Origin of the sequence: Enterococcus sp. S22(2020), from assembly GCF_020295385.1 — a bacterium.
Taxonomy (GTDB): Bacteria; Bacillota; Bacilli; order Lactobacillales; family Enterococcaceae; genus Enterococcus_L; species Enterococcus_L dunnyi.
In genome coordinates this window covers 409,929-435,148 of sequence record NZ_JACFUD010000003.1, presented here as the reverse complement: position 1 = coordinate 435,148, position 25,220 = coordinate 409,929, and the positions used below count along the sequence as shown (strand labels likewise).

Annotated in this window: 30 protein-coding genes and 1 riboswitch; of the genes, 22 read left to right on the top strand and 8 right to left on the bottom strand. The window is 37.1% G+C overall.

What is annotated here, in order from left to right; all coding sequences use genetic code 11:
• Positions 1–8 precede the first annotated feature (8 nt).
• The gene (gene hisC, locus H3T55_RS07800; protein WP_225534012.1) at positions 9–1,064 is read right to left on the bottom strand and encodes a histidinol-phosphate transaminase; all 1,056 of its coding nucleotides are present in this window, start codon (positions 1,062–1,064) and stop codon (positions 9–11) included.
• A 197-nt stretch (positions 1,065–1,261) separates the two neighbouring features.
• Here hisC and H3T55_RS07795 point away from each other — a divergent pair, with 197 nt between their 5' ends.
• Both H3T55_RS07795 and H3T55_RS07790 read left to right on the top strand, forming a co-directional pair.
• On the top strand, positions 1,262–2,422 hold the full coding sequence (locus tag H3T55_RS07795; RefSeq protein WP_225534011.1) for a pyridoxal phosphate-dependent aminotransferase: 1,161 nt from the start codon (positions 1,262–1,264) through the stop codon (positions 2,420–2,422).
• A 286-nt stretch (positions 2,423–2,708) separates the two neighbouring features.
• Positions 2,709–3,608, top strand: a complete 900-nt coding sequence (locus tag H3T55_RS07790; RefSeq protein ID WP_225534010.1) for a phosphate ABC transporter substrate-binding protein PstS family protein — start codon at positions 2,709–2,711, stop codon at positions 3,606–3,608.
• 65 nt (positions 3,609–3,673) lie between these two features.
• Here the strand turns inward: H3T55_RS07790 and H3T55_RS07785 are convergent, their stop codons facing one another.
• Positions 3,674–5,431 (bottom strand): ATP-binding protein, encoded by a 1,758-nt coding sequence (locus H3T55_RS07785; RefSeq protein WP_225534009.1) that lies wholly within the window; start codon positions 5,429–5,431, stop codon positions 3,674–3,676.
• Entirely contained in the window at positions 5,428–6,141 is a 714-nt protein-coding gene (locus H3T55_RS07780) for a response regulator transcription factor (RefSeq protein ID WP_087640011.1), read from the bottom strand. Before H3T55_RS07780 ends, H3T55_RS07785 begins: the two co-directional genes overlap by 4 nt.
• A gap of 146 nt (positions 6,142–6,287) precedes the next feature.
• Here H3T55_RS07780 and H3T55_RS07775 point away from each other — a divergent pair, with 146 nt between their 5' ends.
• From H3T55_RS07775 to H3T55_RS07740, 8 genes are all read left to right on the top strand, one after another.
• Complete coding sequence (locus H3T55_RS07775) at positions 6,288–6,764, top strand: DUF523 domain-containing protein (protein WP_225534008.1); 477 nt, start codon at positions 6,288–6,290, stop codon at positions 6,762–6,764.
• A complete protein-coding gene (locus H3T55_RS07770; RefSeq protein WP_225534007.1) occupies positions 6,757–7,401 on the top strand; it encodes an NUDIX hydrolase in 645 nt (214 codons plus the stop codon). The genes H3T55_RS07775 and H3T55_RS07770 overlap by 8 nt, the downstream gene beginning before the upstream one ends.
• A 50-nt stretch (positions 7,402–7,451) precedes the next feature.
• Positions 7,452–7,790: a putative DNA-binding protein gene (locus tag H3T55_RS07765; protein WP_087640014.1), complete on the top strand. Its 339-nt coding sequence runs from the start codon at positions 7,452–7,454 to the stop codon at positions 7,788–7,790.
• Between the two features lie 4 nt (positions 7,791–7,794).
• Positions 7,795–9,213, top strand: coding sequence for a signal recognition particle protein (gene ffh / locus H3T55_RS07760; protein WP_225534006.1), 1,419 nt, complete (start codon positions 7,795–7,797; stop codon positions 9,211–9,213).
• Positions 9,214–9,509: 296 nt separating this feature from the next.
• Complete coding sequence (locus H3T55_RS07755; protein ID WP_225534005.1) at positions 9,510–10,211, top strand: GNAT family N-acetyltransferase; 702 nt, start codon at positions 9,510–9,512, stop codon at positions 10,209–10,211.
• A gap of 223 nt (positions 10,212–10,434) precedes the next feature.
• Positions 10,435–10,710, top strand: a complete 276-nt coding sequence (gene rpsP / locus H3T55_RS07750) for a 30S ribosomal protein S16 (protein ID WP_010761445.1) — start codon at positions 10,435–10,437, stop codon at positions 10,708–10,710.
• A gap of 11 nt (positions 10,711–10,721) precedes the next feature.
• Entirely contained in the window at positions 10,722–10,967 is a 246-nt protein-coding gene (locus H3T55_RS07745; RefSeq protein ID WP_087640017.1) for a KH domain-containing protein, read from the top strand.
• A 107-nt stretch (positions 10,968–11,074) separates the two neighbouring features.
• A complete protein-coding gene (locus H3T55_RS07740) occupies positions 11,075–11,620 on the top strand; it encodes a TIGR01440 family protein (RefSeq protein WP_412523569.1) in 546 nt (181 codons plus the stop codon).
• A 79-nt stretch (positions 11,621–11,699) separates the two neighbouring features.
• Here the strand turns inward: H3T55_RS07740 and H3T55_RS07735 are convergent, their stop codons facing one another.
• Positions 11,700–12,038, bottom strand: a complete 339-nt coding sequence (locus H3T55_RS07735) for a hypothetical protein (protein ID WP_087640019.1) — start codon at positions 12,036–12,038, stop codon at positions 11,700–11,702.
• A complete protein-coding gene (locus tag H3T55_RS07730) occupies positions 12,016–13,350 on the bottom strand; it encodes a DUF1576 domain-containing protein (RefSeq protein ID WP_225534003.1) in 1,335 nt (444 codons plus the stop codon). Before H3T55_RS07730 ends, H3T55_RS07735 begins: the two co-directional genes overlap by 23 nt.
• Before the next feature lie 213 nt (positions 13,351–13,563).
• Between H3T55_RS07730 and H3T55_RS07725 the strand changes: the two genes are divergently transcribed.
• Positions 13,564–14,091: a TetR/AcrR family transcriptional regulator gene (locus tag H3T55_RS07725; RefSeq protein WP_225534002.1), complete on the top strand. Its 528-nt coding sequence runs from the start codon at positions 13,564–13,566 to the stop codon at positions 14,089–14,091.
• A gap of 135 nt (positions 14,092–14,226) precedes the next feature.
• Positions 14,227–14,598: a YxeA family protein gene (locus tag H3T55_RS07720; RefSeq protein WP_087640022.1), complete on the top strand. Its 372-nt coding sequence runs from the start codon at positions 14,227–14,229 to the stop codon at positions 14,596–14,598.
• A 46-nt stretch (positions 14,599–14,644) separates the two neighbouring features.
• On the opposite strand, the gene H3T55_RS07715 is transcribed toward H3T55_RS07720, so the two are convergent.
• Both H3T55_RS07715 and H3T55_RS07710 read right to left on the bottom strand, forming a co-directional pair.
• Positions 14,645–15,154, bottom strand: a complete 510-nt coding sequence (locus tag H3T55_RS07715; protein WP_225534001.1) for an AAA family ATPase — start codon at positions 15,152–15,154, stop codon at positions 14,645–14,647.
• Positions 15,155–15,229: 75 nt separating this feature from the next.
• Entirely contained in the window at positions 15,230–15,976 is a 747-nt protein-coding gene (locus tag H3T55_RS07710) for a peptidylprolyl isomerase (protein ID WP_225534000.1), read from the bottom strand.
• A 177-nt stretch (positions 15,977–16,153) separates the two neighbouring features.
• On the opposite strand from H3T55_RS07710, the gene H3T55_RS07705 reads away from it, so the two are divergent.
• The 10 genes from H3T55_RS07705 (at position 16,154) to H3T55_RS07660 (ending at position 24,948) form a co-directional block, all read left to right on the top strand.
• Positions 16,154–17,248, top strand: coding sequence for a DUF871 domain-containing protein (locus H3T55_RS07705; protein WP_225533999.1), 1,095 nt, complete (start codon positions 16,154–16,156; stop codon positions 17,246–17,248).
• A 238-nt stretch (positions 17,249–17,486) separates the two neighbouring features.
• Positions 17,487–18,116: an NUDIX hydrolase N-terminal domain-containing protein gene (locus H3T55_RS07700; RefSeq protein WP_225533998.1), complete on the top strand. Its 630-nt coding sequence runs from the start codon at positions 17,487–17,489 to the stop codon at positions 18,114–18,116.
• Between the two features lie 118 nt (positions 18,117–18,234).
• Positions 18,235–19,167, top strand: a complete 933-nt coding sequence (locus H3T55_RS07695) for an alpha/beta hydrolase (protein WP_225533997.1) — start codon at positions 18,235–18,237, stop codon at positions 19,165–19,167.
• Positions 19,168–19,328: 161 nt separating this feature from the next.
• The gene (gene xerD, locus H3T55_RS07690) at positions 19,329–20,219 is read left to right on the top strand and encodes a site-specific tyrosine recombinase XerD (RefSeq protein WP_087640028.1); all 891 of its coding nucleotides are present in this window, start codon (positions 19,329–19,331) and stop codon (positions 20,217–20,219) included.
• Positions 20,220–20,253: 34 nt separating this feature from the next.
• Positions 20,254–20,616 (top strand): GNAT family N-acetyltransferase, encoded by a 363-nt coding sequence (locus H3T55_RS07685; protein ID WP_087640029.1) that lies wholly within the window; start codon positions 20,254–20,256, stop codon positions 20,614–20,616.
• Between the two features lie 44 nt (positions 20,617–20,660).
• The gene (locus tag H3T55_RS07680; protein WP_225534151.1) at positions 20,661–21,440 is read left to right on the top strand and encodes a segregation/condensation protein A; all 780 of its coding nucleotides are present in this window, start codon (positions 20,661–20,663) and stop codon (positions 21,438–21,440) included.
• Complete coding sequence (scpB, locus tag H3T55_RS07675; RefSeq protein ID WP_087640031.1) at positions 21,437–22,051, top strand: SMC-Scp complex subunit ScpB; 615 nt, start codon at positions 21,437–21,439, stop codon at positions 22,049–22,051. Before H3T55_RS07680 ends, scpB begins: the two co-directional genes overlap by 4 nt.
• Positions 22,052–22,768 (top strand): pseudouridine synthase, encoded by a 717-nt coding sequence (locus tag H3T55_RS07670; RefSeq protein ID WP_087640032.1) that lies wholly within the window; start codon positions 22,052–22,054, stop codon positions 22,766–22,768.
• Between the two features lie 252 nt (positions 22,769–23,020).
• Positions 23,021–23,145, top strand: a riboswitch (FMN riboswitch).
• 349 nt (positions 23,146–23,494) lie between these two features.
• Positions 23,495–24,103: an ECF transporter S component gene (locus H3T55_RS07665; protein ID WP_225533996.1), complete on the top strand. Its 609-nt coding sequence runs from the start codon at positions 23,495–23,497 to the stop codon at positions 24,101–24,103.
• 119 nt (positions 24,104–24,222) lie between these two features.
• Complete coding sequence (locus H3T55_RS07660) at positions 24,223–24,948, top strand: alpha/beta hydrolase (RefSeq protein ID WP_225533995.1); 726 nt, start codon at positions 24,223–24,225, stop codon at positions 24,946–24,948.
• Between the two features lie 57 nt (positions 24,949–25,005).
• Here H3T55_RS07660 and H3T55_RS07655 read toward each other — a convergent pair whose 3' ends face one another.
• A complete protein-coding gene (locus tag H3T55_RS07655; RefSeq protein WP_087640035.1) occupies positions 25,006–25,218 on the bottom strand; it encodes a ferredoxin in 213 nt (70 codons plus the stop codon).
• Between the last annotated feature and the right edge of the window lie 2 nt (positions 25,219–25,220).

Genomic DNA, 25,220 nt, shown 5'->3' with positions numbered 1-25,220 from the left:
CTATTTTTTTATCGCAATTGAGATAAGTAGTCTTTGATAATTGTTAAAACGGATGCCATTTCTTTCTGAGTGCCGATCGAAATTCTCAAATAAGATTGCAAACGCTCAATAGTAGGAAAATAGCGAACAAAAACATCTTGTTCTTCTAAATGTCGATAAAGGTCACTTATCTCGAGTTTGGGATGTGTCGACAGAACGAAGTTCGTTTTTGATGGTAGAGAATCAAAACCTACAGCATGCAGTTCTCTAATGAACCACTCTCGTGTTTGGCAAATTTTTTCTGTAATCTTGTCATAATACTCCGTATCTTCAATAGCAGCTGTGGCCAATGTTTCCGCTAGTAGATCGACCGAATAAGGGTTGAAAGAAGACTTGATACTTTCAGCAATACGGATATACTGAGGATTTCCAATAGCATAACCAACACGTAGACCAGCTAAAGAGTTCGCTTTTGATAAGGTTCTGACGATAATGAGATTTGGATGGTTTTCTAGCAAGGTAATAGCTGATTTTCCAGCAAAATCAATGTAAGCTTCGTCAACGATTACGATAACATCGGTATTTTCTGACAATAGCTTTTCGATGGCTTCGAATGGTTGATATAGTCCAGTAGGTGCATTAGGATTGGCTAAAATAATTCCGCCGTTGTTTTGACGATAGTCATCAAGATCAATACTAAAATCTTTCTTCAATGGAATTTCTTTGAATGGAATATGAAATAAGTCTGCCCAAACTTTATAAAAACCGTAAGTGATTTCTGGAAAAAGCAGTGGATCTGAACTATTGAAAAAAGCTAGAAAACAAAATGCCAGTACCTCATCTGAACCATTACCGATCAAAAAATGTTCTGGAGATAATTTGAATTTATCACTCAAGGCTTTTTTTAGCTCAAAATTATCAACGGAGCTATAGCGCTTCAATGATTCTGGATTGAAATTTTTTAAAGCCTCCGTTACTTTTGGAGAAGGCGGATAAGGATTTTCATTGGTGTTTAGTTTGATCATATCCGAATAATTTGGCTGCTCACCTGGAACATAGGGTGTGATTTTTCTGAGTCCTTTCATAAACATAACTCCCTTCATTTCTTATTACTATAAAGAAGCAAAGAAGGTTTCGCAAGTGCAATCTGAGAATTTGAAAAGAAAATACACTTTTTTTAAATACAAATTTCATTTTGCAAGAGAATATGCTATGATAATTCCATTGATAAAATAAGCCGTATGAACGGTTTGAGCATTTAAATAGAGAAGGAGAGAAGTTCATGGATTTAACTAAAAGATTCAATAAACAAGTATCTAAAATCGCTGTATCATTGATTCGTCAGTTTGATGAGCAAGTGTCATCGATCGATGGAATTTTAAAACTAACGTTAGGTGAACCTGATTTCAATACACCAGAGCATGTAAAAAAAGCGGCACATGACGCTATTAATGACAATTTCTCTCACTACTCAGGTATGGCAGGGTTGACTGATGTTCGAGAAGCAGCCGCATTTTTTATGAAAGAGAAGTATGGTGTGAGCTACCAAGCGACTTCTGAGATTTTGGTAACTGTAGGTGCAACAGAAGCGATTTCGGCAAGCTTATTGGCGATCTTGGAGCCAGGAGATAAAATCTTGATGCCTGCTCCGATATATCCAGGTTATGAGCCGGTGATCACTTTAGCAAATGCTGAACCAGTGTATATCGATACGAGACCAAATAAATTTGTTTTAACTCCACAAATGATCGAAGAAGCTATGGCAGAGCACGGGGATCAAGTGAAAGCAATCATCTTGAATTATCCAAGTAATCCGACGGGGGTCACTTATACACGTGAAGAAGTGAAAGCAATTGCTGATGTAGTAAAAAAATATCCAATATTCGTTATCAGTGATGAAATTTATAGTGAGCTGACGTATGAAGACGAACATGTATCTATTGCAGAATTTATTCCGGAGCAAACGATCCTGATCAACGGATTGTCAAAATCCCATGCTATGACCGGTTGGCGGATCGGATTTATCTTTGGACCCGAAGAATTGATTGCAGAGATCATCAAGGTCCATCAGTATTTGGTTACTGCAGCTTCTACGATTTCACAAAAAGCAGCTGTTAGAGCGCTTGTCGAAGGTATCAATGATGCTTCTGTGATGAAAGAAGAATACCGAGAGCGTCGTGATTTTGTTTATGAACAAATGACAGGATTCGGGTTTGAAGTTGCTAGGCCAAATGGCGCTTTTTATATTTTTGCTAAAATCCCAGCCGGTTATGAGCAAGACTCGATGAAGTTTTGTGTTGATTTAGCGCAGAAACAAGCAATCGCAATCATTCCCGGTATTGCTTTTGGAAAAGAAGCAGAAGGGTATGTTAGAATCAGCTACGCGGCTGATATGAGTACCTTGAAAGAAGCCATGAGACGTATTGGCGCTTATATAAAATAAATGAGAATCTAATAGAGAATGTGATGTAAATCGTTTAGGTTCGAGCTTTTGGAAAAGAATGAATAGTAGGATATTTATATTCTCTGTTTTTTCCAATCGCTAAAGCACCTGACTTCTGATCAGTGTTAAGGACAAACCAGTTTTTAGGCTTGTCTTTAACACTTTTTTATTTTTCACTTAAACAAAACCTTTACACTCCTTTACGAATTATTTACAAAACATTGGATTAGAATTAACACTCCGCTGTTAAACTAAGCTTGTAACTAATTGAAAAGGAAGTGCAGAAATGAAGAAACCTTTATTATCAGCAATTGTTTTGAGTGTAGGACTATTAATCGCAGGTTGCGGCAGTCAAGGCGCAGCAACTAACGAAAGCAGTAATAAAAGTAAGGAAAGCAAAGATCAACCAGTTAAAATCGTAGCAGTCGGTTCAACGGCTTTACAGCCGCTAGTTGATGCAGCAAAAGATCAATTTATTTCTGAACATCCTAATTATACGATCTCTGTTCAAGGCGGGGGCAGCGGAACAGGACTCTCTCAAGTAGCTGATGGTGCTGTGACGATTGGTAATTCAGATGTTTTTGCAGAAGAAAAATCTGGAGTTGATGCGTCAAAATTAGTCGATCATCGAGTTGCAGTAGTTGGCATGGGGCCTGTTGTTAACAAAGAAGTCGGCGTTAAAAACGTGACAAAACAGGAATTGATCGATATTTTTACTGGAAAAACGAAAAATTGGAAGGAACTTGGAGGCAAAGATCAGGAAATTGCTGTGATCAACCGCCCAAGTGGAAGCGGAACGCGTGCAACATTTGAAAAATGGGGACTGGATGGAGCGACAGCCGTTCAATCACAGGAACAGGACTCATCAGGAACTGTACGTCAAATCGTTGCCCAAACCCCAGGAGCAATCAGCTATCTTGCTTTTTCTTATATGGATGACTCAACGATTGCTTTAAGTGTAGATGATGTTAAGCCGACTGAAGAAAATGTCGCGGATAACTCTTGGAAAATCTGGTCTTATGAGCATATGTATACAAAAGGCGAGCCGGATAAAGAAGTCAAAGCCTTTTTAGATTTTATGTTGGAAGAAGACGTTCAAAAAGGAGTGGTCAAAGAATTAGGTTACTTACCGATCACAGATATGAAAGTTGAACGTGACGTTTCAGGAACGATCAAAGAAAAATAAATATTTCCCCCTAGAAATAGAAAAAATCAGAGAGAAAACTTGTGATCATCAAGTTTTCTCTCTGATTATTTTTTTGGTAAATAAACGGTAAAGGTCGTTCCTAAACCTAAATGACTGTCGATGGTCACTTTGCCGCCAAGTAATTCAGTGTAATTTTGCACGATCGATAAGCCTAAGCCAGTCCCGCCGGAATGACGACTTCGTGCTTTGTCTACACGGTAGAACCGCTCAAAAATTCGTTCTTGATCCTCTTGACTGATCCCAATTCCAGTGTCTTTCACCATAAAGTAAAATCTATCTGTAAAGCCAAAATCAATGGTGATCGTTTCATCGATTTGTGAGTACTGAACAGCATTTTCAATAAGATTTTTTGCGATAGGATAAAAAAGTTCATATTTTGTTGTATAGGTTATATGTTTTGAACCGCTGATTTGGATCGTCAGATTCTTTTCTTTGATCGTCTTTCGATAAGATCGTAGAATTTCTTCTGTAAACGGGAAAAGCTCAATGATTTGATCATCATAAGTGATATTTTTGCCGTCACGAGAAAGCTGCAATATTTCTTGGATCAGCTGTTGTAGACGTAAAGCATCTTTTTCCATGATTTGTAAAAACTGAGTTAATGTTTCAGGATCGTCTTTCGCACCATCTAGTAAAGTTTCAGTGAAACCTAATAGAGAAGTGACTGGCGTTTTCAATTCATGAGAGACATTACTGACAAAGTCTTTTTGCATCTTTTCCAATTGTCTGACACGCGTCAAATCATAAGCGATTCCTAGCACTTGGTAATTATTACCGTTTTCTTCTATAAAACGTAAGGACATATCCAAAATGGTCTCATTCAAGCTCTCAGCTAAAGAAATCTCTTGATGAAGAGTCGTCTTTTCAGTAATTACTTGGTGAATCAGGTGGATCAATGCAGGCTCTTCGATCACATCAAAATAATCTTTGCCGACAGCATCCGGTTGGATATTCAAAATATCCAGCATTTTTGGATTGACCAACTGTAATTTTCCTTCGACATCAATAATAAAAACGCCGATCATCAGTTCATCTAGTAGTGCATGAAATTGTTCTTCAGTTGAAGTATAGGCTAAATAGGTCTGACTCATTTGCTGGCTGATAAGATTGACCGTTTGGTAAAGTTCATTCCATTCAGGAGAATCTTGGATGATCGAACGGGCTTCATCAGGGTATTTGACGATTTTTTTCAATACAGGTAAGACAGTGACCAATGGTTCATTTTTCTGCTGAAGCAGGACAAAAACAAACCCAGTGATAATGATAAATAAAATGCCTAAAGTTATTAAAATATACCGTTTGAATGATTGTATACTGCTCGAAAATTGGGTTGTTTCTTCTGACATACGAATGATCCCAACTAGATCGCCATTTTTCTTCACGGGAAGTGCCAGGTAGAGCAACTCCTTATTTAAAGTGGCGCTTTTACGCAGAGCAGAACCGAAGTCAGCACCTGAAAGAACCGCTTTGATCTCAGGACGGTTTTTTCTAGAGTCATGTAATTTTGTGTCTACACTGTCATAGAAGATATCACCTGTGTTATTCATTAGACTCAATCGTTCATTCTCATCAGTCAAATAGTGATCTACTAATGTTTTTTCCTGAGAAGTAAAAGCCTGCTGAGTGAAAACTTCAGGAGATAACTGATCTAAAAGCAGCGTTGCTTTCTTTTGCAAATATTCTTCCTGTTGTGTCAATAATTCCTTTCGGAAAAAATAGTTCGTCAGAAAAATACTGCCAACAAAAAGAGCCAGCATCATAAGTATGACTAAAAGATATTCAAAACGTTGCCGCTTTTTCATTTTTTAGGCTCCTGAAAACGATAGCCAAATCCTCTGACTGTGACTAAGTAAGCCGGATGCTTTGGATCAATTTCGATTTTATCCCTTAAATGGCTCACATGGACATCTACTATACGGCTTTGCCCTGCAAAATCATAATTCCAGATACGATCAAGCAATGTATCACGATCGATCACACGATCTTTACGTTTGATAAAGTAAACCAATAATTCAAATTCTTTTGGTGTCAATTCGATTTTCTCACCACGAACAGAGACAGCGTAGTTTTGTTCATCGACCATAATGTCTCCTATGATCAATGGTGCTTTCACAGGTTCACTAATGTCCTCTTTCTTTTCAACTGTTGGTTTCAATCGTCTGAAAATGGCTTTCATTCGTGCTAAAACTTCTCTAGGGCTAAAAGGCTTAGTTAAATAATCATCTGCACCGATTTCCAAACCGATGATTTTATCTACTTGATCATCTTTTGCAGTTAAAATCAAAATAGGGGTGTCGATTTTTTCTCTTCTCAAGGCTTTTGTAATTTCCAGCCCATCCATATTCGGCAGCATGACATCAAGGATAATAAAATCAAATTGATTGGTTGAAGCCAATTCAAAACCTACAGCTCCATCAGTGGCACTTATAACTTCATACCCGTCTTTTTCTAAATTGAAAGTTAACAATGTGACGATCGAAGGTTCATCGTCAACCACAAGCACTTTTTTCATTCGTTTAGCTCCTTTTATATGGAAAATCAATACAACGCTATTTTATCATAAATCAGCAACGATCAAAAACTTTAAGGAATGGGTCTAATGCTACATTCTGGTTCAAAGAAATGGTATAATAATAAAGATTGAAAAGAGGGGAAGAAATGATCGGAATCAGTGCATGTTTGGGTGGTATTTGTTGTCGATATGATGGTCAGTCTAAAGAACTATCTTTTTTAAAAGAATTAGTTGAAAAGAAAGAGGCAATGCCTATTTGCCCAGAGGTTTTAGGTGGATTGCCGATTCCAAGAGAGCCGGCCGAAATAACAGGTGGAGACGGTTTTGCTGTTTGGCAAGGACAAGCAAGTGTGTTGACAGTATCGGGTGAAGATGTGACCGAGTGTTTCAAAGAAGGGGCAAAAATTGCGTATCAAAAACTTCTAGAACATCAAATCGATACATTGATCGTTAAAGAAGATAGTCCTTCTTGTGGATACAGAAGGATCTATGATGGTACGTTTTCCGGAAATAAAATAGCTAGTATTGGTGTTGCGACGGCTTATTTTATTTTGAACGGGATCAGCGTTGTATCAGAAAATGAATGGCAAACAATTGTACAACATGAGGGATCAAATGGCTGAAATGGAAATACTAAAGATTTTTGATAAAGATTATCAGCAATGTGGGACAGCGACCAGAGAACGTGCGCATCGAGAAGGTTTGTGGCACGAAACCTTTCATTGTTGGTTTTATACAATGGAGCAAGATGAAGTAATCATTTATTTTCAGAAACGTTCACCTAAAAAGAAAGACTTTCCTAATCAGTTAGATATCACAGCTGCTGGGCATCTTTTGGCGAATGAAACTGTTTTAGACGGTTTTAGAGAGGTCAGGGAAGAATTAGGTGTGGAGATTTTACCTGAGGAAGCAGCGTTTTTAGGTGTTTTTCCGGTGAGTATAAACTTAGGAACCTTTATCGATAATGAATTCACGAATGTTTATCTTGTGCAGCAAGAAATCAAGATAGGAAATTTTACTTTACAGGAAGAAGAAGTTGAAAGTTTATTTTGTGTCCCGCTTTCTAAGTTAAAAAGAATGCTGGCTGATCCTACTTTAAAGGTTGCCTTAACAGGCTATCACCAAGAAAACTATCAACAAACGATCACACGAGCAGTAGTATCAAAAAAAGATTTCTGTGCAAATGCGGAAAGCTACTATGAGGCACTGGTCGAAATTTTTGAAGAAATCCAAGGAAATCACTTGAGAACTATTGACTAATTCCCTTGAAATCGGTAACCTAAAAGGGATTGAAGATAGGAGCAGCAATTATGGAAATTGAAAAAACCAATCGAATGAATGCTTTATTTGAATTTTACTCCACATTGCTGACTGAAAAGCAAATGAATTACATGGAGATGTATTACGCTGATGACTTTTCTTTAGGTGAAATTGCTGAAGAGTACGATGTAAGTCGTCAAGCCGTCTATGATAATATCAAGCGAACAGAAAAAATATTAGAAGAATATGAACGGAAGCTTCATTTGTTTTCCGATTATGTCGTACGTGGCGAGTTATTGGATGCACTTAAGAACTATGTGAGTGAAACCTACCCTAAAGATATAACGATTGCAAATTATATAGAACAAATACAAGAAGTAGAGGAATGAGAGTATGGCTTTTGAAAGTTTAACAGACCGCTTACAACAGGCAATGAGTAAATTACGTCGCAAAGGGAAAGTCTCCGAAGCAGATGTAAAAGAAATGATGAGAGAAATTCGTCTTGCATTATTAGAAGCAGACGTAAATTTACAAGTAGTAAAAGACTTTACAAAGCGTGTACGGGAACGTGCCGTTGGTGTAGAGGTCTTAGAAAGTTTATCACCTGCCCAACAAATCGTTAAAATCGTAGATGAAGAATTGACTGCAACGTTAGGTTCTGAAACGGTGGGTCTGAATAAATCCGAACGAATTCCAACAGTCATTATGATGGCTGGTTTACAAGGGGCCGGTAAAACGACCTTCGGCGGTAAATTAGCAAATCACTTGATCAAAACAGAAAAAGCGCGGCCCTTAATGATCGCAGCCGATGTTTATCGTCCGGCGGCGATCGATCAATTGAAAGTCTTGGGTCAGCAATTAGATGTACCTGTCTTTGATATGGGAACAGATACTGATCCTGTTGAGATCGTCCGTCAAGGGATGGCCTTAGCCAAAGAGCAGAAAAATGACTACGTCTTGATCGATACAGCAGGTCGTCTTCATGTTGATGAAGCCCTCATGGATGAATTGAAACAAATCAAAGCGGTCGCTGAACCAGATGAAATTTTACTTGTTGTTGATGCAATGACAGGACAGGATGCGGTGAATGTTGCAGAGAGCTTCAATCAGCAACTAGGTATCACTGGTGTCGTAATCACAAAATTGGATGGGGATACGCGTGGTGGTGCGGCGCTTTCTATACGTGCTGTTACAGGTGCACCAATCAAATTTATTGGGTCAGGTGAAAAATTAACTGATCTAGAAATTTTCCATCCAGATCGTATGTCCAGCCGTATATTAGGCATGGGAGACATGCTGACGCTGATCGAAAAAGCACAGCAGGATTATGATGAGAAAAAAGCTGAAGAACTTGCAACAAAGATGAAAGAAAACAGCTTTGATTTCAATGACTTTATCGAGCAATTAGATCAAGTCATGGGAATGGGACCGATTGAAGATCTTTTAAAAATGATCCCTGGCATGAGTCAAATGCCTGGTCTTGAAAATGTCAAAGTAGATCCTAAAGATGTTGCACGTAAAAAGGCAATGGTGCTTTCAATGACACCAGCAGAGCGAGAAAATCCTGATTTACTGAATCCAAGTAGACGCAGAAGGATCGCAGCAGGTTCTGGGAACAGTGTTGTTGAGGTCAACCGAATGATCAAACAGTTCAAAGAATCTAAGAAAATGATGCAGCAAATGTCTAAAGGTAATATGGATATCCCTGGTATGGATCAAATGCTGGGTGGCGGTATCAAAGGAAAACTTGGGAAAATGGCAATGAACCGAATGGTCAAGAAAAACAAAAAGAAGAAAAAGAAGAAAAAATAATTTAACAGTGAGCTCTTTAAAAACTACCCGATTTTTCAAAGTTGGGTAGTTTTTTGTATTTTGATTTGCTGAACTGACGCTTGTCTCTATTTTAGTATAGAGTAGATCAAAATAGGATTGCTGTTTCGTTCAAATTAAGCTACAATTCAGTAAAAAAGCATGAAGGTGAGGAACTCGATATTAATCTTAGTATAAAGCAACAGCTCAGTGAAACGGAGTTAAGCCAAATCAAGCTGTTAAAAGCTAGAAATCAACAATTACTTGGTGTGGAATATAAGTTGGATTTAAGTTTTTTTATGGAGTCGACGGAGAAAGTCCAGCATCTGTTGCTCTGGAAAGATGAAGAGCTTTTAGGCTATACAGCGTTAAGCGACTATGACCCTGAGGAGTTAGAGATAACTATGATTGCAACGACTAATGAAGCAATTGCTCCTATGCATGAAGCCGTACGCATCTTTGCTCAGAAAAAGAAGTTTGAACGGTTATTATGGATCGTTGACCAAAGAGATAACTTGATTGTATCTTTCATCAAAGAAATGAAACTTTATAGCCACTCTTTCTCAGAATATGCGATGTTATTCGATAGTAAGACAGAAATCTATTCAGAAGAGTGTTCATTAGTATCAGCTGAAAAAGCTGATGCCAGTAAGATCGCACAGCTGGATGGAGAATCAGAGTTTGAGAAGATTCAGCCGATTGATGAAATCGATTTGGCTAAAACTCTTGTGCTTAAAGAAGGGAAAGAACTCATAGCTAGTATTCGACTCGAAAAAAATCAAGAAGAGTGTGGAATTTATGGCTTTGTTGTTCGAACTGACCAACGCGGAAAAGGAATCGGTCGTAAAATTTTAACAACGATTGTTTCACAGTTAAAAAGAGAAGGCTACTCACAAATTTATTTAGAAGTTGAGTCAACGAATGCAGCTGCTATGGGCCTCTATCAGTCGATCGGCTTCAAGCAAAAAGCATGCTTCGACTATTACGTTTCAGTGTTTTAAAAAATCAGTCTGGTTCTTCTCAAGAGAAAATCGCCAGACTGATTTTTGAAGCAAATAATTGCCCCTGCCAAGGTAATAGTAGTATATCATAAAAAGATGAAAACCTGTATAGATCAACAGAATGAAGCAATTTTAAGGGTGTCAAGAAAAAACTCTTTACAGCACACTTGAAATCTGTTAAACTAACATTTGTGATTAAGTTAATGGAGGTGTAATAGATAAAATGTCAGTAAAAATTCGTTTAAAACGTATGGGTTCTAAAAAGAGTCCTTTTTACCGTATCGTAGTCGCTGATTCTCGTTCTCCACGTGATGGACGTTTCATCGAAACTGTTGGGACTTACAATCCTTTGAAAGATCCTGCAGAAGTAGTTTTAAAAGAAGATTTAGTTTTAGACTGGTTGTCTAAAGGTGCTCAACCTTCAGATACAGTTCGTAACATCCTTTCAAAAGAAGGCGTTATGAAAAAACACCACGAAGCTAAATTAGAAAAGAAATAAGGTGACCGATTATGGCAGATGTGAAAGAGTTAGTTTTAACTATCGTTCGTCCATTAGTCAGTCAACCTGAGATGGTTAAATTGGAAGTAGAAGAGTCTGATGCTTTTCTAGAATATAATTTAACTGTATCACCTGAAGATATTGGTCGTATTATTGGTAAACAAGGCCGTGTTGCTAAAGCAATTCGTACGATTGTTTACAGTGTACGTGTGGATGGACCTAAGAAAGTTCGTTTAAATATCGTAGATGGTAAATAAGATCAAGGTCGTGAAAGGTAACTCATTGAGTTATTTTTCACGATTTTTTTGACTAAAGAATAAATCTTGTGCATAATGAACAAAATGAATAAGAACGGGAGGCATGAGTGATGAATGAACGAAATAGCTATCAGGAACAGTTAACGACAGGGATACAAGAATATTTTGAAAAAGCGTCATTCAAAACTGGAGATATTTTTGTTTTAGGGTGCAGTAGTAGCGAAATACTTGGTGGCGTGATCGGTCAAAATTCTAGACTTGATATTGGTGAAGGGATCGTTTCGACTCTAAAAGAGCATCTGGATAAAAAAGGGGTATACCTTGCTGTACAAGGATGTGAACACATCAATCGGGCATTAGTCATTGAAAAAGAGGTTGCTGAAGCACATGATTTTGAAATCGTGTCTGTTGTTCCTGCCCTTCATGCAGGCGGCGCAGCTGCTGTTGCAGCCTTTCATTTATTTACTGATCCAGTCGTGGTAGAAAAAATCGTTGCTAGAGGGGGAATCGATATAGGAGATACGGCTATCGGCATGCATGTGAAACATGTACAGATCCCAATCAGAACAACTATCAAGGAAATTGGTGAAGCGCATACGACTTTTTTGTATAGTCGACCGAAATTGATTGGCGGAGCTCGTGCTGTATATTAAAAAAATGTACTTGGGTTGTAACTCTAAGAGTTATGTCCCAGTACATTTTTTAATATACTTTTATATCAAGCTTTTACGATCATTTTTTTCTAAAAACTTTAATATCGAAAATAGGAGAGTCAAAATTGATTTCAGCCTCGTCGATCATTAAACCTAGTAAATGATAATCTTCTTCTTCATGATGGGTGATGCCCAGCAGCTCATCATAATAACTTTCAATACTCAAATCTCTTGGTGTATTCAACAATTCCAATAAGTTCAAAACACCTTCTGGTTCGTCTTTGGTTTGTCCTTGCATTTCTATATAAAAACCTTCAGATGTAAAATCGAGTCCAATTCGGATGTCCTCAATATCATTTGAAAAAAAATAAGTGAGAAGCTCATCTATAATACGCTTAGCTTTTTCTCTTTCTTGCATGTTGTTTCACCTTTCTGATTTGTAAAATATTATCTAGTAATGGTACCATGACAGCCGCAACAAAACCAGTAGAAAATCCGTTATTATAAAGATTTAATCCACCATGAAGGTAACTCACATTAGTAACCAATGACATATGCAGGAAACCGGCAGCAAGACCATAGTGAAAACCATAATATCCAGCGATCGGCGCCAACCCAGTGGCAAAAATTCCAGCAAGAGCTACAGTTGTCTGATCGACAGCAAAAACGGATGATAATTGTGCAGTGAAAAAGACACTGATAAGCAAGGGGAGACTATTTAATGGATGATTACCAAAAGCACTGAAGCCCACTGCTGATAGGATAGCACCAACAATGGGCCCATTAAGGGTACAATGACTAAACTGAGTATAACCGATCAGGAGCAACCCCATAAAAGCCATATTCATCATTGTTGCACCAATTCCTGAGATAAATGTAAAATCAGTAATCAATTTCCCGGAGGTGCGACTGATCTCCTTGATCCCTTTAAAGGAAAAGTGGTTAATGATAAACCCTACAATAAATATCAGAAAAAATAAAAATAACATAAAAAATAGTAATTGATTATGATAATCGTCAGATACAACGTTTTTTCCTTCGATGCTCACGCCGAACATTCTAAGTACACCAGTAAACATCATAGCGATCAATCCAGAAGTGAATCCAACATTATATAAAGAAAATCCTTGATGGAAAGTTAGAACATGAGAAGCGAGTGGCGGCAAGATCAAACCGATAAAAATACCGATAATGCAGCCTAATGGCAAAGAAAACATCAAAGGGATCGATAAGCCAAAAGTGAAAAAGCTAATGATCGGTGACAATGCACTGCCGAATAAACTAACGACAATAAATTGAGAAAAAGGCTTTTTGACAATTTTAGCATAACAAATTCCACCAATGATAATTGGAATAGAATTATACATATTTTTTCCAAAAAAAGAACACCCCGATACAGTGAATAACGCAGCTATCATAGCACCATTGATAGGGATTTTTTCTTTCTTAGCAATCAGTACACTAAACAAGGTGAGTAAACCACTATTAACAAAGGCACTGCCGAAGCTACCTAAAGCAATGTAATCAGTAAGTAAATTACTAGGAGAAGTTAAAATCCGAAGCATGCCTCCTAAAAGTGTATTGAAAGATTCACTACTCAGCCCGATCAAGATCAGGAGTAGACAGTAGCCGATCAAAAGGTAATAATTTCTGTTTTGAATGATTTCTTTCTCTGTTTTTTTATCAGTATGTAAAAAAAATGGCTGACGCGAATGCTGATCGCTGGACATGAAGACTACCTCCGTTATCAATTGATAAGTTTACTATATCCTGTCAAACTCTGATTAGTCAATCTTATTTCGTATTTCGTTTGAAAATTATCATATTTTTCCACCATATCTATAATTATTGAGAAAATAAACACTTAAAACAGTGTAAAATGTAATAATAATAAATGGAATTTAAATAAATATTTAAAGAAGCATAGGTATGGAGGGATTTTTTTGGTTAGGAAAAAAGTATATAAAAAGCAACATATTTTAGCTGCTGCCTCTGATTTACTAGAAAAAAAAAGTTTTTCTGCAATAACTGCAAGAAATGTAGCTGAGCACATGGGAATCTCAACTCAGCCGATCTACTTGGAGTTCAAAAATATGGAAGATTTAAAATTGACGCTGCTACAAACTATTTATAAATCTCTGGAGAAAGACTATTTTTCAACGATTCAATCGGACGATTTTTTAATCAACTTCGTTTTGAATTACATTGAATTTGCTAAGACAAAAAGAAATTTATTTATCGTTCTATTTGTTGAGCATCATTCATATGGCCAACAAATCAATCAGTTGACTTTGGACTTATTCACTAAAAGTTTAAAAGGAGACGAACGTTATACAGCGATTTCACCAGAAAATTTAAACAAGTTATTTATCAAAGTCTGGGTCATTGCGACTGGATTGGCCTCGTTAAGTACTTCTGGAATCATGAACTTGAAAAAAGAAGAAATCATCGCTATTTTCAAAAATAGTTGAACAGAGCGTTTATGTATTGCTGGTCTTAGAAAAAAGTAGGTCGAAGGTTGGAAAGAAAATTCATTAATTTGTCTGATTTCATTTTTTACATTTATTGTTAAAGTAGTTTTATCAAATAAATTTGGAGGAACAAAAATGAAATTAGTCAAAACGATCGGAATTTTTCTTTTACTTGGAGCAGCTGCTCTTTTTGGAGCTAAAGCATACACGCAAAATCAGTCTGGCGAGCTTCCAGGTGTATTGGATCAATTGAATCCATTGGTTACAGAAGGTGAAGTCTACGTGAAGACTAAAGAAGCCAATGAAGTTATTGAACACGGTATTGCGGTATATAAACAAGAAGCAGTAGATAAAGAAGGCAAAAAACGAGCGATCACCTTCACTGCAGATCATGAATTGATCCAAGATCGCTATTTAAAAATTTATAATAAGGGTGCCCATGTTGAAACTTATGAAGAAGTAACAAAAGACCAAGTACCGCAACAAGCACTAGATAAAATAGGTTAAAAAAGAATAGACAAAATACATTATGATGGGGATATGACGCAACTAGTTATGTCTCAATCATTTTTTTGTATGCAGAATAAGCGTTTCGGTCTTTTAAAATATGCAGTTTAGCAGGACTTGTTGCAATCAATTGCTGCAGTTCCAATTTATTTTTTGTTTCATAGTGATGATTCCACACAAACATCATTTTTAGCAAGTTTATCGTTGGAGTGTAATTTGCTTGTTCTAGCTGCAACTTTTGCTTGATGAAGCGCTTCAGAATACGATATAGGCGTATAGGATAAGGTGGGAGTAAAAGTAAAACACTATCCGCTTGAATCAATGCATCTTGAATCCAGGATTGAGTGGTAGTCCCTTCAATGATCCATTCTGGATAGTTTAAAATATCTTGTAATAGTTGTGCAGATTTCTCTTTAGAAAAGCGTTGATCTCCTTGTGGTGTTCGTTGCCAAATAAGATTGTCAAGTTCATATAGTTGAACTTTTTGTTCTTTGGCTAATTCTCTGGCAAATGTAGTTTTCCCGCTACCGACAGGACCCGCAATAACTATTTTCATCATACGTACCTCCTAATTAAGAACAATAAAGAAACCGAAGCATAACACAAGGTCATGTCCGGTTTCATTTTATCATTATTTAGCTTCTTGTAAAATGTTGATTTTCTCGATACGGATATCTTTTTTCGGTTTGTCACTTTCGTCTGTTTCGGCTGAAGCGATCTTATCGACAACGTCCATTCCTTTGGTCACTTGACCAAAAACGGTATGCTTTCCATCTAAGAATGGTGTTCCGCCTTTTTTATAAGCGTCAATGATTTTTTGTGGGTAGTCATCTTTCAATAGTCCATCAGAAACATCTTGATCATTTTGGACGATAAAGAATTGGCTGCCGTTTGTTCCGTTGCCATCAGCATCTGTACCAGCATTTGCCATAGATAGTGCACCGCGAATGTTGTATAGTTGGTTGCTGAATTCATCATCAAATGAATCGCCCCAGATACTTTCTCCGCCAGTCCCATCACCTTTAGGATCGCCGCCTTGGATCATGAAATCTTTGATCACACGATGAAAAGTAACATTGTCATAATAACCGTCTTTTGCATGAGTCATAAAGTTTTCAACTGTTTTTGGTGCTTGTTTTGGAAAAAGCTTGATTTCGATCGTGCCGTCTGTTGTGACCATTTCAACTAAATCTTCATCTTCACTAACTTTTTCTGATAGTTGAGGTAATTCTAAAGCATTCAGGTCAACGGATTCAGACGTTTTTGTTTCTGAGCTTGAAGATGAATCTGCTTTGTTTTCTGTTTTAGATCCACATGCTGTAAAGAACACTAATGATGCTAGAAGTGTAGCAGCAGCAATGAATTTTTTGGTTTTCATAAGGTTAATTCTTCCTTTCAAAAATAGTTTACATTTCATGATAACAAATGATCGATATAACTGCTAGTCAAAATAGATTTTTTTTAAAATTTAGGAAAGGTGTAGACCACTTTTCTTCATTCTGCTATAATGAAAATGGATACATTATAATCAATAAAACTCTTAGGGGGCAGCACAATGGGAAAATTAGGCATTTCGATTTATCCAGAACGTTCAACTTTTGAAAAGGATAAAGAATATTTAGACTTAGCGCATAAATATGGATTCAAACGTGTATTTACCAGCTTGCTTCAAATTACAGAAAATAAAGAAAAAGTATTAGCAGAATTTAAAAAAGTTGTAGACTACGCAAATAGTCTGGACATGGAAGTAATGGTAGATATCAATCCTGCTTTATTTGAACAATTAGAGATTTCTTATGATGATTTATCATTCTTCAATGAAATGGGCGCTTATGGTGTACGTTTAGATATCGGTTTTACTGGAGCGGAAGAAGCAAAAATGACCCGTAACCCTTATGGAATCAAAATAGAAATCAATATGAGTACCGGTACAAGTTATGTTGATAATATCATGAGCTATTCACCTAACACGGAGAATTTATTAGGTTCACATAATTTTTATCCGCACCGCTATTCAGGTTTAAGTTATGATCATTTTGTTTTTTGTTCTGAAAAATTCAGAAAATATAATTTAAATACAATGGCCTTTGTGAATTCACATGACGCAACGTTTGGTCCTTGGCCGACACAAGATGGCTTGTGTTCGCTTGAAGATCATCGTGATCTTGAAATTGCTACACAAGTAAAACATCTCGTTTTAACGGGCTTGATCGATGATATTTTAGTAGGGAACGCTTATGCTTCAGAAGCTGAATTAAAAGCAATGGCAGAGGCCTTCAATGCCGAATATCCATCTGTAAAAGTAGATGTTGCAGCTGGTATTTCAGATGATGAAAAAGAAGTTTTATTTACTAGCCTGCACAGTTACCGCGGTGATCGCTCAGAATATATTTTACGTTCTACAATGACCCGTATCCACTTCAAAGATCGTGAATTTCCAGCGCATAATACGATCGACATGACTAAAGGTGATGTTTTGATCGACAATGTGGGTTATGGTCAATATAAAGGAGAAACACAAATTGCGCTGAAGCCAATGAAAAACGATGGTCGGGTAAATGTGGTTGGCCGTATCTCTGATGACGAACTATTTTTATTAGATTTTCTAAAACCATGGTCAAGTTTTAAATTGATCGAAAACAAAAAATAATGTGATTGAGACAGAAGAGTTGAGTTTATTTTCTAGGCCTTCAAGTCTTAGTGCTTCAGCAGTTACAATTTGGCTAGCTGGTATGGTTGAAGCTTAGTATTTACTTTTGTTTTCATTGTTTATTCATTTTTAAAGGAACTGGGTTGTAACTTGTAGAGTTATGTCTCAGTCCTTTTTTTGTTCACTCTGCGTAAATAGCTATTCCTTTTGATATAATAGGTAAAATGAGGTGGTAGTATTGGAGAAGGAATTAAGTATTTTATTGTCGAAACTTCAAGGGATCGCACAGACTGGTAAACAGTTTGGCAAAGATATTTTTGATCAAGAACGATACGAGGAACTCTCGATCGTTGCTAAAGAACTCACTCACTTACTATATCCGGAGTTATCTGAACAAGAACTTATGATATTTTTCGACAAAGATGAAGGGTATGCGACGCCCAAAGTCGATATTCGAGCAGTTGTTTTCAATCAAGAAGGCAAATTATTGTTGGTTAAAGAAAAAAGTGATGATTCTTGGGCTTTACCGGGTGGTTGGGCTGATATCGGGTATTCTCCAAAGGAAGTTGCGGAAAAAGAAGTTCTCGAAGAGACAGGACTAAAAGTCAAAGCGGAACGACTAATAGCAGTTTTAGATAAAGCCAAACATGAATACCCGCCATCATTGACCTATGTGTATAAATTTTTTATACGATGTCAGCCAGCTAGTCAAAAAATCAAGCCGGGTATTGAAACAAGTGCCGCAGCTTTTTTTACACTTGAAGAAATTTACTCACTGAAACTTTCTGAAGCGCGAACGATCAAACAAAATTATGAAATGCTTTTTCATGATTACCAGCATGAAAAAAATGAAATGATTTGTGATTAAGATTGCGAAAAAGAGAATAAAACTTTATACTATTTAAGGATTTAAAAAGTGAATAATACGTTGAGAGAAATGGTGATTCTCAATGATAAAGCACTATTATGAAGTAAGGGGTCAGTAAATGAAAAAAATAGTAAAGATATTGATTGCCGTTTTTGTGGTCATCACGATCATCTTGATCGGCGCAGGGATGTACTTCTATAATTACGCAGTGGTTCCCTCTGAAAAAGATTTTTTAGCAGGAGATACTCCAGGCACTAATATAGAGGCAAAAAGTCCAGAAGAACAGTGGTTCAAAGATGATCAAAACCGTTCTTATTGGTCAATAAAATCGGAAGATGGATTAAAGCTTCATGCCATCTATTTGCCAGCGGATGAAAAAACGGATAAAAATGTGATTATGGCTCATGGTTATATGGGAACCGCAGAAACAATGGCGAAGTTTGCAAAAATGTATCACGACTGGGGATATAATGTTTTAGTTCCTGATGCTCGCGGACATGGTGAAAGTGAAGGAGAATATATCGGCTTTGGCTGGCCGGAACGTAAAGATTATCTTAACTGGATCGACCAAATGATCGATAAAAATGGAGAAAATGCACAAATCACATTATATGGGATTAGTATGGGCGGCGCGACAGTCATGATGACAAGTGGTGAAAAATTGCCTCAAAATGTTAAGGCGATCGTTGAAGATTGTGGCTATTCTTCAGTCAATGAAGAATTGACTTATCAATTGAAAGACATGTTTAATTTACCGGCCTTTCCGTTGATTCCAGTAACAAGTATGATCACTAAAATTCGTGCAGGCTATTTCTTTGGTGAAGCAAGTTCTGTTGCACAATTGAAAAAGAATAAAACACCGATGCTATTTATTCATGGTGATGCTGATACATTTGTCCCATTTGAAATGCTGGATGAGGTATATAATGCAACTGACGCACCAAAAGAGAAATATGTTGTTGAAGGCGCTGAACACGCCAAGGCCTATTCTATTGATCCAAAAGCCTACAAGGAAGAGGTCAATAAATTTCTAACTCAATACGTGGATTAACAAGAATTTAAATCCTTAAGTGGCTGAGATATGACTTTGATGAGTTATATTTCAGTCATTTTTAAAGTGTTAGAGAGAAGAAGCTATGCTTTTTTCTTGTGGAGACTAGTCAGAGGTCAGCATTCTTTGATATGATAATAAAAAGAAATGAGGTAAAATGAATGGAAGAACAAATAACCGATTATTTGCATTACCTGCAAATCGAACGCGGACTTTCCCTTAACACACGAAAAAGCTATGAACGCGACTTACATAAATATAATGCCTTTTTGAAAGAACAACAACTAGACTCTTGGCAATCAGTTGACCGATACATAATTATGGAATATTTACAATCCTTGAGTAATGACAGTAATTCTTCTGCTACGATCATTCGTATGATTTCGACTTTGAGAGGGTTTCATCAATTTTTGAGACAGGAACGCCTGACAGATCATGATCCGATGCAACATATCGATTCACCGAAAAAAGCGCAAAAACTACCTAGTACTCTTTCGATAGAGGAAGTTACGGCTTTGATCGAAACACCGGATACAACAAAACCATTAGGCATCAGAAATCGTACGATCCTAGAAGTGATGTATGCTACAGGATTACGTGTGAGTGAGCTTGTAGATTTAAAAATTGGCGATCTACATTTATCGATCGGTTTATTACAAACGATTGGTAAAGGAGACAAAGAACGTATCATTCCTTTAGGGGATTATGCGATACAATGGATCGAAAAGTACTTAGAAGAAGCCCGGCCTATGTTAACTAAAAAAAATCCCAATGAAACACATCTATTTGTAAATCATCATGGCAAGCCGCTTTCTCGTCAGGGAGTTTGGAAAAATTTGAAGCAGATCGTCCAAGAAGCGGGGATCGATAAAAATATCACACCGCATACCTTAAGACATAGTTTTGCTACTCATTTGTTGGAAAATGGCGCAGATTTACGTATCGTCCAGGAACTACTTGGGCATGCGGATATTTCAACTACTCAGATATACACTCATATCACAAAGCAGCGAATGGCAGATGTTTATAAACAGCATTTTCCAAGAGCCTGATCAAAGTAGGTACTCTACAGAAGAAGGTGAGATCATGTTAACGTATTATAGAAAAGAACAGCGGAAAATAGCTATGGGTTTGTTGAGTTTCCACCAAAAACTGACAGAATATCGTTCGTTGTTGAAAGAAATCGATATGTATGAAAATGACGAAAATCTTCATTTACTTCTTTGGACACCGGATGGAGAACAGAATATCCAAGGAATCATAGGGATCGAGTTAGAAGATTCTGTTGGGATAGTCGTTCATGATATTTCGATCACGCCTTCTTTTCGTGGCGAAAAACTTGGCTTTGAGCTTTTGAACGAAGTGCTGGAGCGATATCCAGAGCTGAAATTATACGGCACTGCTGCCACTTCTGCTTATTTATCTAAATGGAAAGAACACAATGAATAAATTTTATGGTAAACTAGAGAGTCGAAAAAGAAAGTTGGATGATGTTGCAAGAAATGAATGTAAAGTTAGATGTATTTGAAGGACCGCTTGACCTTCTTTTACATTTAATCAAGAAACTTGAAATTGATATTTATGATATTCCGATTGCTGCTGTAACAGAACAATATATGAATTATATTCACACGATGAAAACCTTGGAACTGGAAGTGGCTGGAGAATATATCGTTATGGCAGCAACATTGATGGCTATCAAAAGTAAAATGCTGTTGCCGAAACAAGAGTTGGAAGTGACAGATGATGATGAGCTTTTAACTGGTGAAGATCCGCGGGATGCACTTGTTGCCCAGTTGTTGGAATATCGTAAATTTAAATATGCAGCAGGACTTTTACATGAAAAAGAGTCTGAACGAAGTCTCTATTTTACGAAAGAACCAATGGATGTCGATGAATATAAGGAAGACAATCCTCTGCTGGAACCCAATCAATTAAATACGATCGATTTATTTTTGGCTTTTCATGCAATGCTTGAAAAGAAAAAAAATCGACAGCCTGTAGAAACGACAGTGGCTGGAGATGATGTGTCGATCGAAGAAAAAATAACTGCGATCTCACAAAAGATGGCTCAAATCGATCGGCAAACACCAGTGAATTTTGAAGATTTTTTTACATCCCATTCAAAACAGGAGATCGTCACAACTTTCATGGCTTTATTAGAGTTGATGAAAAAAGGGTCGATCCATGTTGAGCAAGAAGAAAATTACAGCACGATTTTGCTGTACAATACAGCAAATGAGATCGAATCTAGTACGGAGGAAACAGCGTGACCACAATTAGTCAAATCGAAGCGATTCTATTCGTTGTTGGTGAAGAAGGAATCGGACTGGAAGAATTATCGTATTTATTAGAACTTTCTACAGCGAAAACTTACGAAGCACTGACTGCATTAAAAGAGCGCTATGAAGCAGATGATCGATCTGCATTGAATATATTAGAAGTTGGTAATCATTTTGTCTTATCAACAAAAAAAATCTTTGCGCCATTGTTGAAAAAATATGCGCAATCACCGATTTCAAATGCTTTATCACAAGCTGCATTAGAAACATTGTCGATCGTAGCATATAAACAACCAATTTCAAGGGTAGAAGTTGACGAGATCCGAGGAGTTCAGTCAGCAGGTTCCATGCAAAAATTGGTTGCACGTCAATTAATAGAAGAAAAAGGGCGAGTAGACGGCCCGGGGCGTGCAATTTTATATGGGACGACTGCCTATTTCATGGATTATTTTGGTTTAAAATCATTAGAAGAGTTGCCGGATATTCAGCAAATGGAAGAAGAAATCGCTGAAGAATTGCCATTAGACCTCTTTTTTGACCGCTATAAAGAATTAAATGAAGAAGAACAAACGGAGATCAACGAATCGGAGGAAGAAAGCTAAATGGAGAGACTTCAAAAAGTAATTGCTCATGCCGGCATCACATCCCGCAGAAAAGCAGAAGAATATATTGTGAATGGTCGGGTCAAAGTAAATGGAAAAATCGTACGTGAACTTGGAACACAAGTTGGGAAAAGTGATCTAGTAGAAGTCGATAATGTGCCGATCTATAAAGAAGAGTACGGTTATTATTTGTTCTATAAGCCTAAAGGAGTGATCTCAGCAGTATCAGATGATAAGGGAAGGAAAGTCGTTACTGACTACTTTACTCATATCAAAGAACGCATCTATCCAGTCGGTCGATTGGATTATGACACATCAGGATTGCTGTTATTGACAAATGATGGTGAATTTTCACAACGTCTGACACATCCGAGCCATGAGGTAGATAAAGTATATGTAGCAAAGGTCAAAGGCTTAGCTAAAAAGCATGATTTTCTTCCATTAACAAAAGGAATCAAAATCGACGGCTATAAAACTGCGCCAGCAGCTTTTCAAATCATTTCTGTTGATTTAAAGACAAATACAAGTATTGTCGAATTGACGATCCATGAAGGGCGTAACCACCAAGTGAAAAATATGCTCCAAGCAGTTGGTTATCCAGTTCAAAAACTTAAAAGAGAAAAATACGGTGATTTAACATTAAAAGGACTTCGTCCGGGTGAGTATCGCTCGTTGAATAAAAAAGAAATCAGCGTGTTGATGAACCAGTCAAAATAAAGAGAGAAGGAGTGCGGGACAAAACTAAAAAATGGTTTTGCTTCGCACTCTAAAACGTTATAAAAGCTGGAAACAGAAGCAACTGTTTCGGTCCCCTCAGTTAATGTATATAGTTTCATTATTATTCAAAAAACAAAGTGAAGCTAGCAAATTTTGTCTGAATAAATGAAAAGTTATGTGATAATATGAACATAAAGATTGATTTTTCTCAAAAAGGTTGTATACTGTAGTTGTACTAAAAAATTAATAAAGGTTCGTCTTCAGGGGCAGGGTGAAATTCCCGACCGGTGGTTATAGTCCACGACCTACTTCTTTTGAAGTAGTTGAATTGGTGAAAATCCAATACCGACAGTAAAGTCTGGATAAAGAAGATAGGGCTTATTTGAATTGGCATTTTTCAAATAAGATAACTCTACTCTATTTTCCCTGTTGGAAAATAGAGTTTTTTTGCTGTGAATCACTACGCTAGGCTTCGATCTCATCAACTGCTAAAAGTTAAAGTACCTAAAATCAATTAGAAGTAGATGATGTTATTTATGGTTATGATCGTGTAAGATCAGGTATGATGCTTAGCAGAAGTAGTTACCGTTTTGAGTCACTTAAGTTTTTTTGGTCTTATAATTGGAAGGTCATCAAGCGCTGCTCACAGTTAAATGAGAATCTTAGTTGAAAGTGTTGGTTTAGAAAAGTTCATTTGAAGATGGGTCCTTAACAGGAGGATTTCATATGCGAAACAACAAGGTACAAAAAATGGTAAGTGTAGCAATGCTAGCAGCAATCGGGGTGGTATTACAGTTCGTGGCTTTTCCAATCATGCCTGCATTCAGTTTCTTGAAAATCGATTTTAGTGATATTCCAGTCATGATCAGCATGTTCTTATTTGGACCGCTGGCAGGAATCAGTACAGCATTTATTAGATCTGCTCTGCATTTGTTTACAACGGGAATATCGCCGCAAAATTTTGTTGGAGATGCTACAAGCTTTTTGGCAAGCACAATGTTCACCTTGCCGATGTATTACTTTTTTAAACGAGGAAGCCACAAAACAACAAATAAAGTATTCGGTGTGGTAACGGGAATTCTTAGTCTGACTATATTTATGTGTGTGGCTAACTACTTTGTGATTACACCAATTTATTTGAAGCTGTTCGGTCTGTCGGCTGGAGAATTCTTAGGAATGTCTTTAGCGAAATACGTAACGATCGGTATTCTTCCATTCAATTTAATCAAAGGAGCTATCGTGAGTGCTGTTTTCTTAGTCCTTCACGCCAAGTTATTACCATGGCTTTCTAGGAAACAACATCAGTTAGGAAATAAAAAACCAATAATGAAATAATGTATAGATAGAAGAATCGGGGAGCATCCTCGATTCTTTTTTTATTTGAAAACAAAATTATCTGCTAATGTGCTTCTTTCTGATAAAATATAAGGGAAAAGAAAGGGGCGAATCTAAAATTGAAAAAATGGCAAAAACGCTTGCTTTGGATAGCAGGAGTGATTGTTGCGCTGCTGTTGATCGGTCTGTTTTATCTTAAAACGATCACCTATACGCCAACTACCTCAGCGATCGAAAGTGCTGAAAAAGCCAAAAATGAAAATGGGACTTTAGTATTTAAAGGTGATCCAGAAAAACCATCAGTGATTTTTTATCAAGGTGCTTTAGTAGAAAATACTAGTTACAGCTTGTGGGCTGAACAAGTTGCTGAAGCTGGATACTCAGTTTATTTAGTGAAACAACCGTTAAATCTAGCAGTATTAGGACAAAACAAGGCAGAAGCAGTGATCCAAAAGAACCAGTTGAGTAATTATGTGATCGGAGGACATTCTTTGGGTGGTGTCATGGCTAGTCGTTTCGCAGCAGACCAAGAGAAACAAGCTGCTCCTAAAGGTGTTTTTTTTCTTGCAAGTTACCCAGATGAAAAAGGAAGTTTAGCGAAATTTACAGGACCGGTTTTATCGTTGACGGGTTCAGAAGATGGCGTATTGAACTGGACAGTTTATGATGAGTCAAAAAGATATTTACCGAAACAGACGCTTTATGAAAAAATAAGCGGAGGGAATCACGCAGGTTTTGGAAGCTATGGCGAACAAAAAGGGGATCATCCTGCATCGATCGATAACGAAGAACAACAACATGAAATAGCTGAGCATTTAATAAACTGGCTAAAGAATATAAAGTAAAAAAATAGAGAATAACAGAATCGGAGGCGATATATGGCATCCATTTTCTGTTATTCTTTATTTTTCAGTGATCTCTATTGCACGGACAGGACATTTGCGGTACGCTGTTAAGACATTAGACTGTTCATTTTCACTGATCATTTCCTGTTGGGCAGAATGATCATGATTTAAGAGTACGATCCCATCATCGTCATAATCGAAAATTTCAGGCGCATAGATTTGACATAGCCCGCAGGCAATACATTTATCTGGAATTATTTTACATAACATAG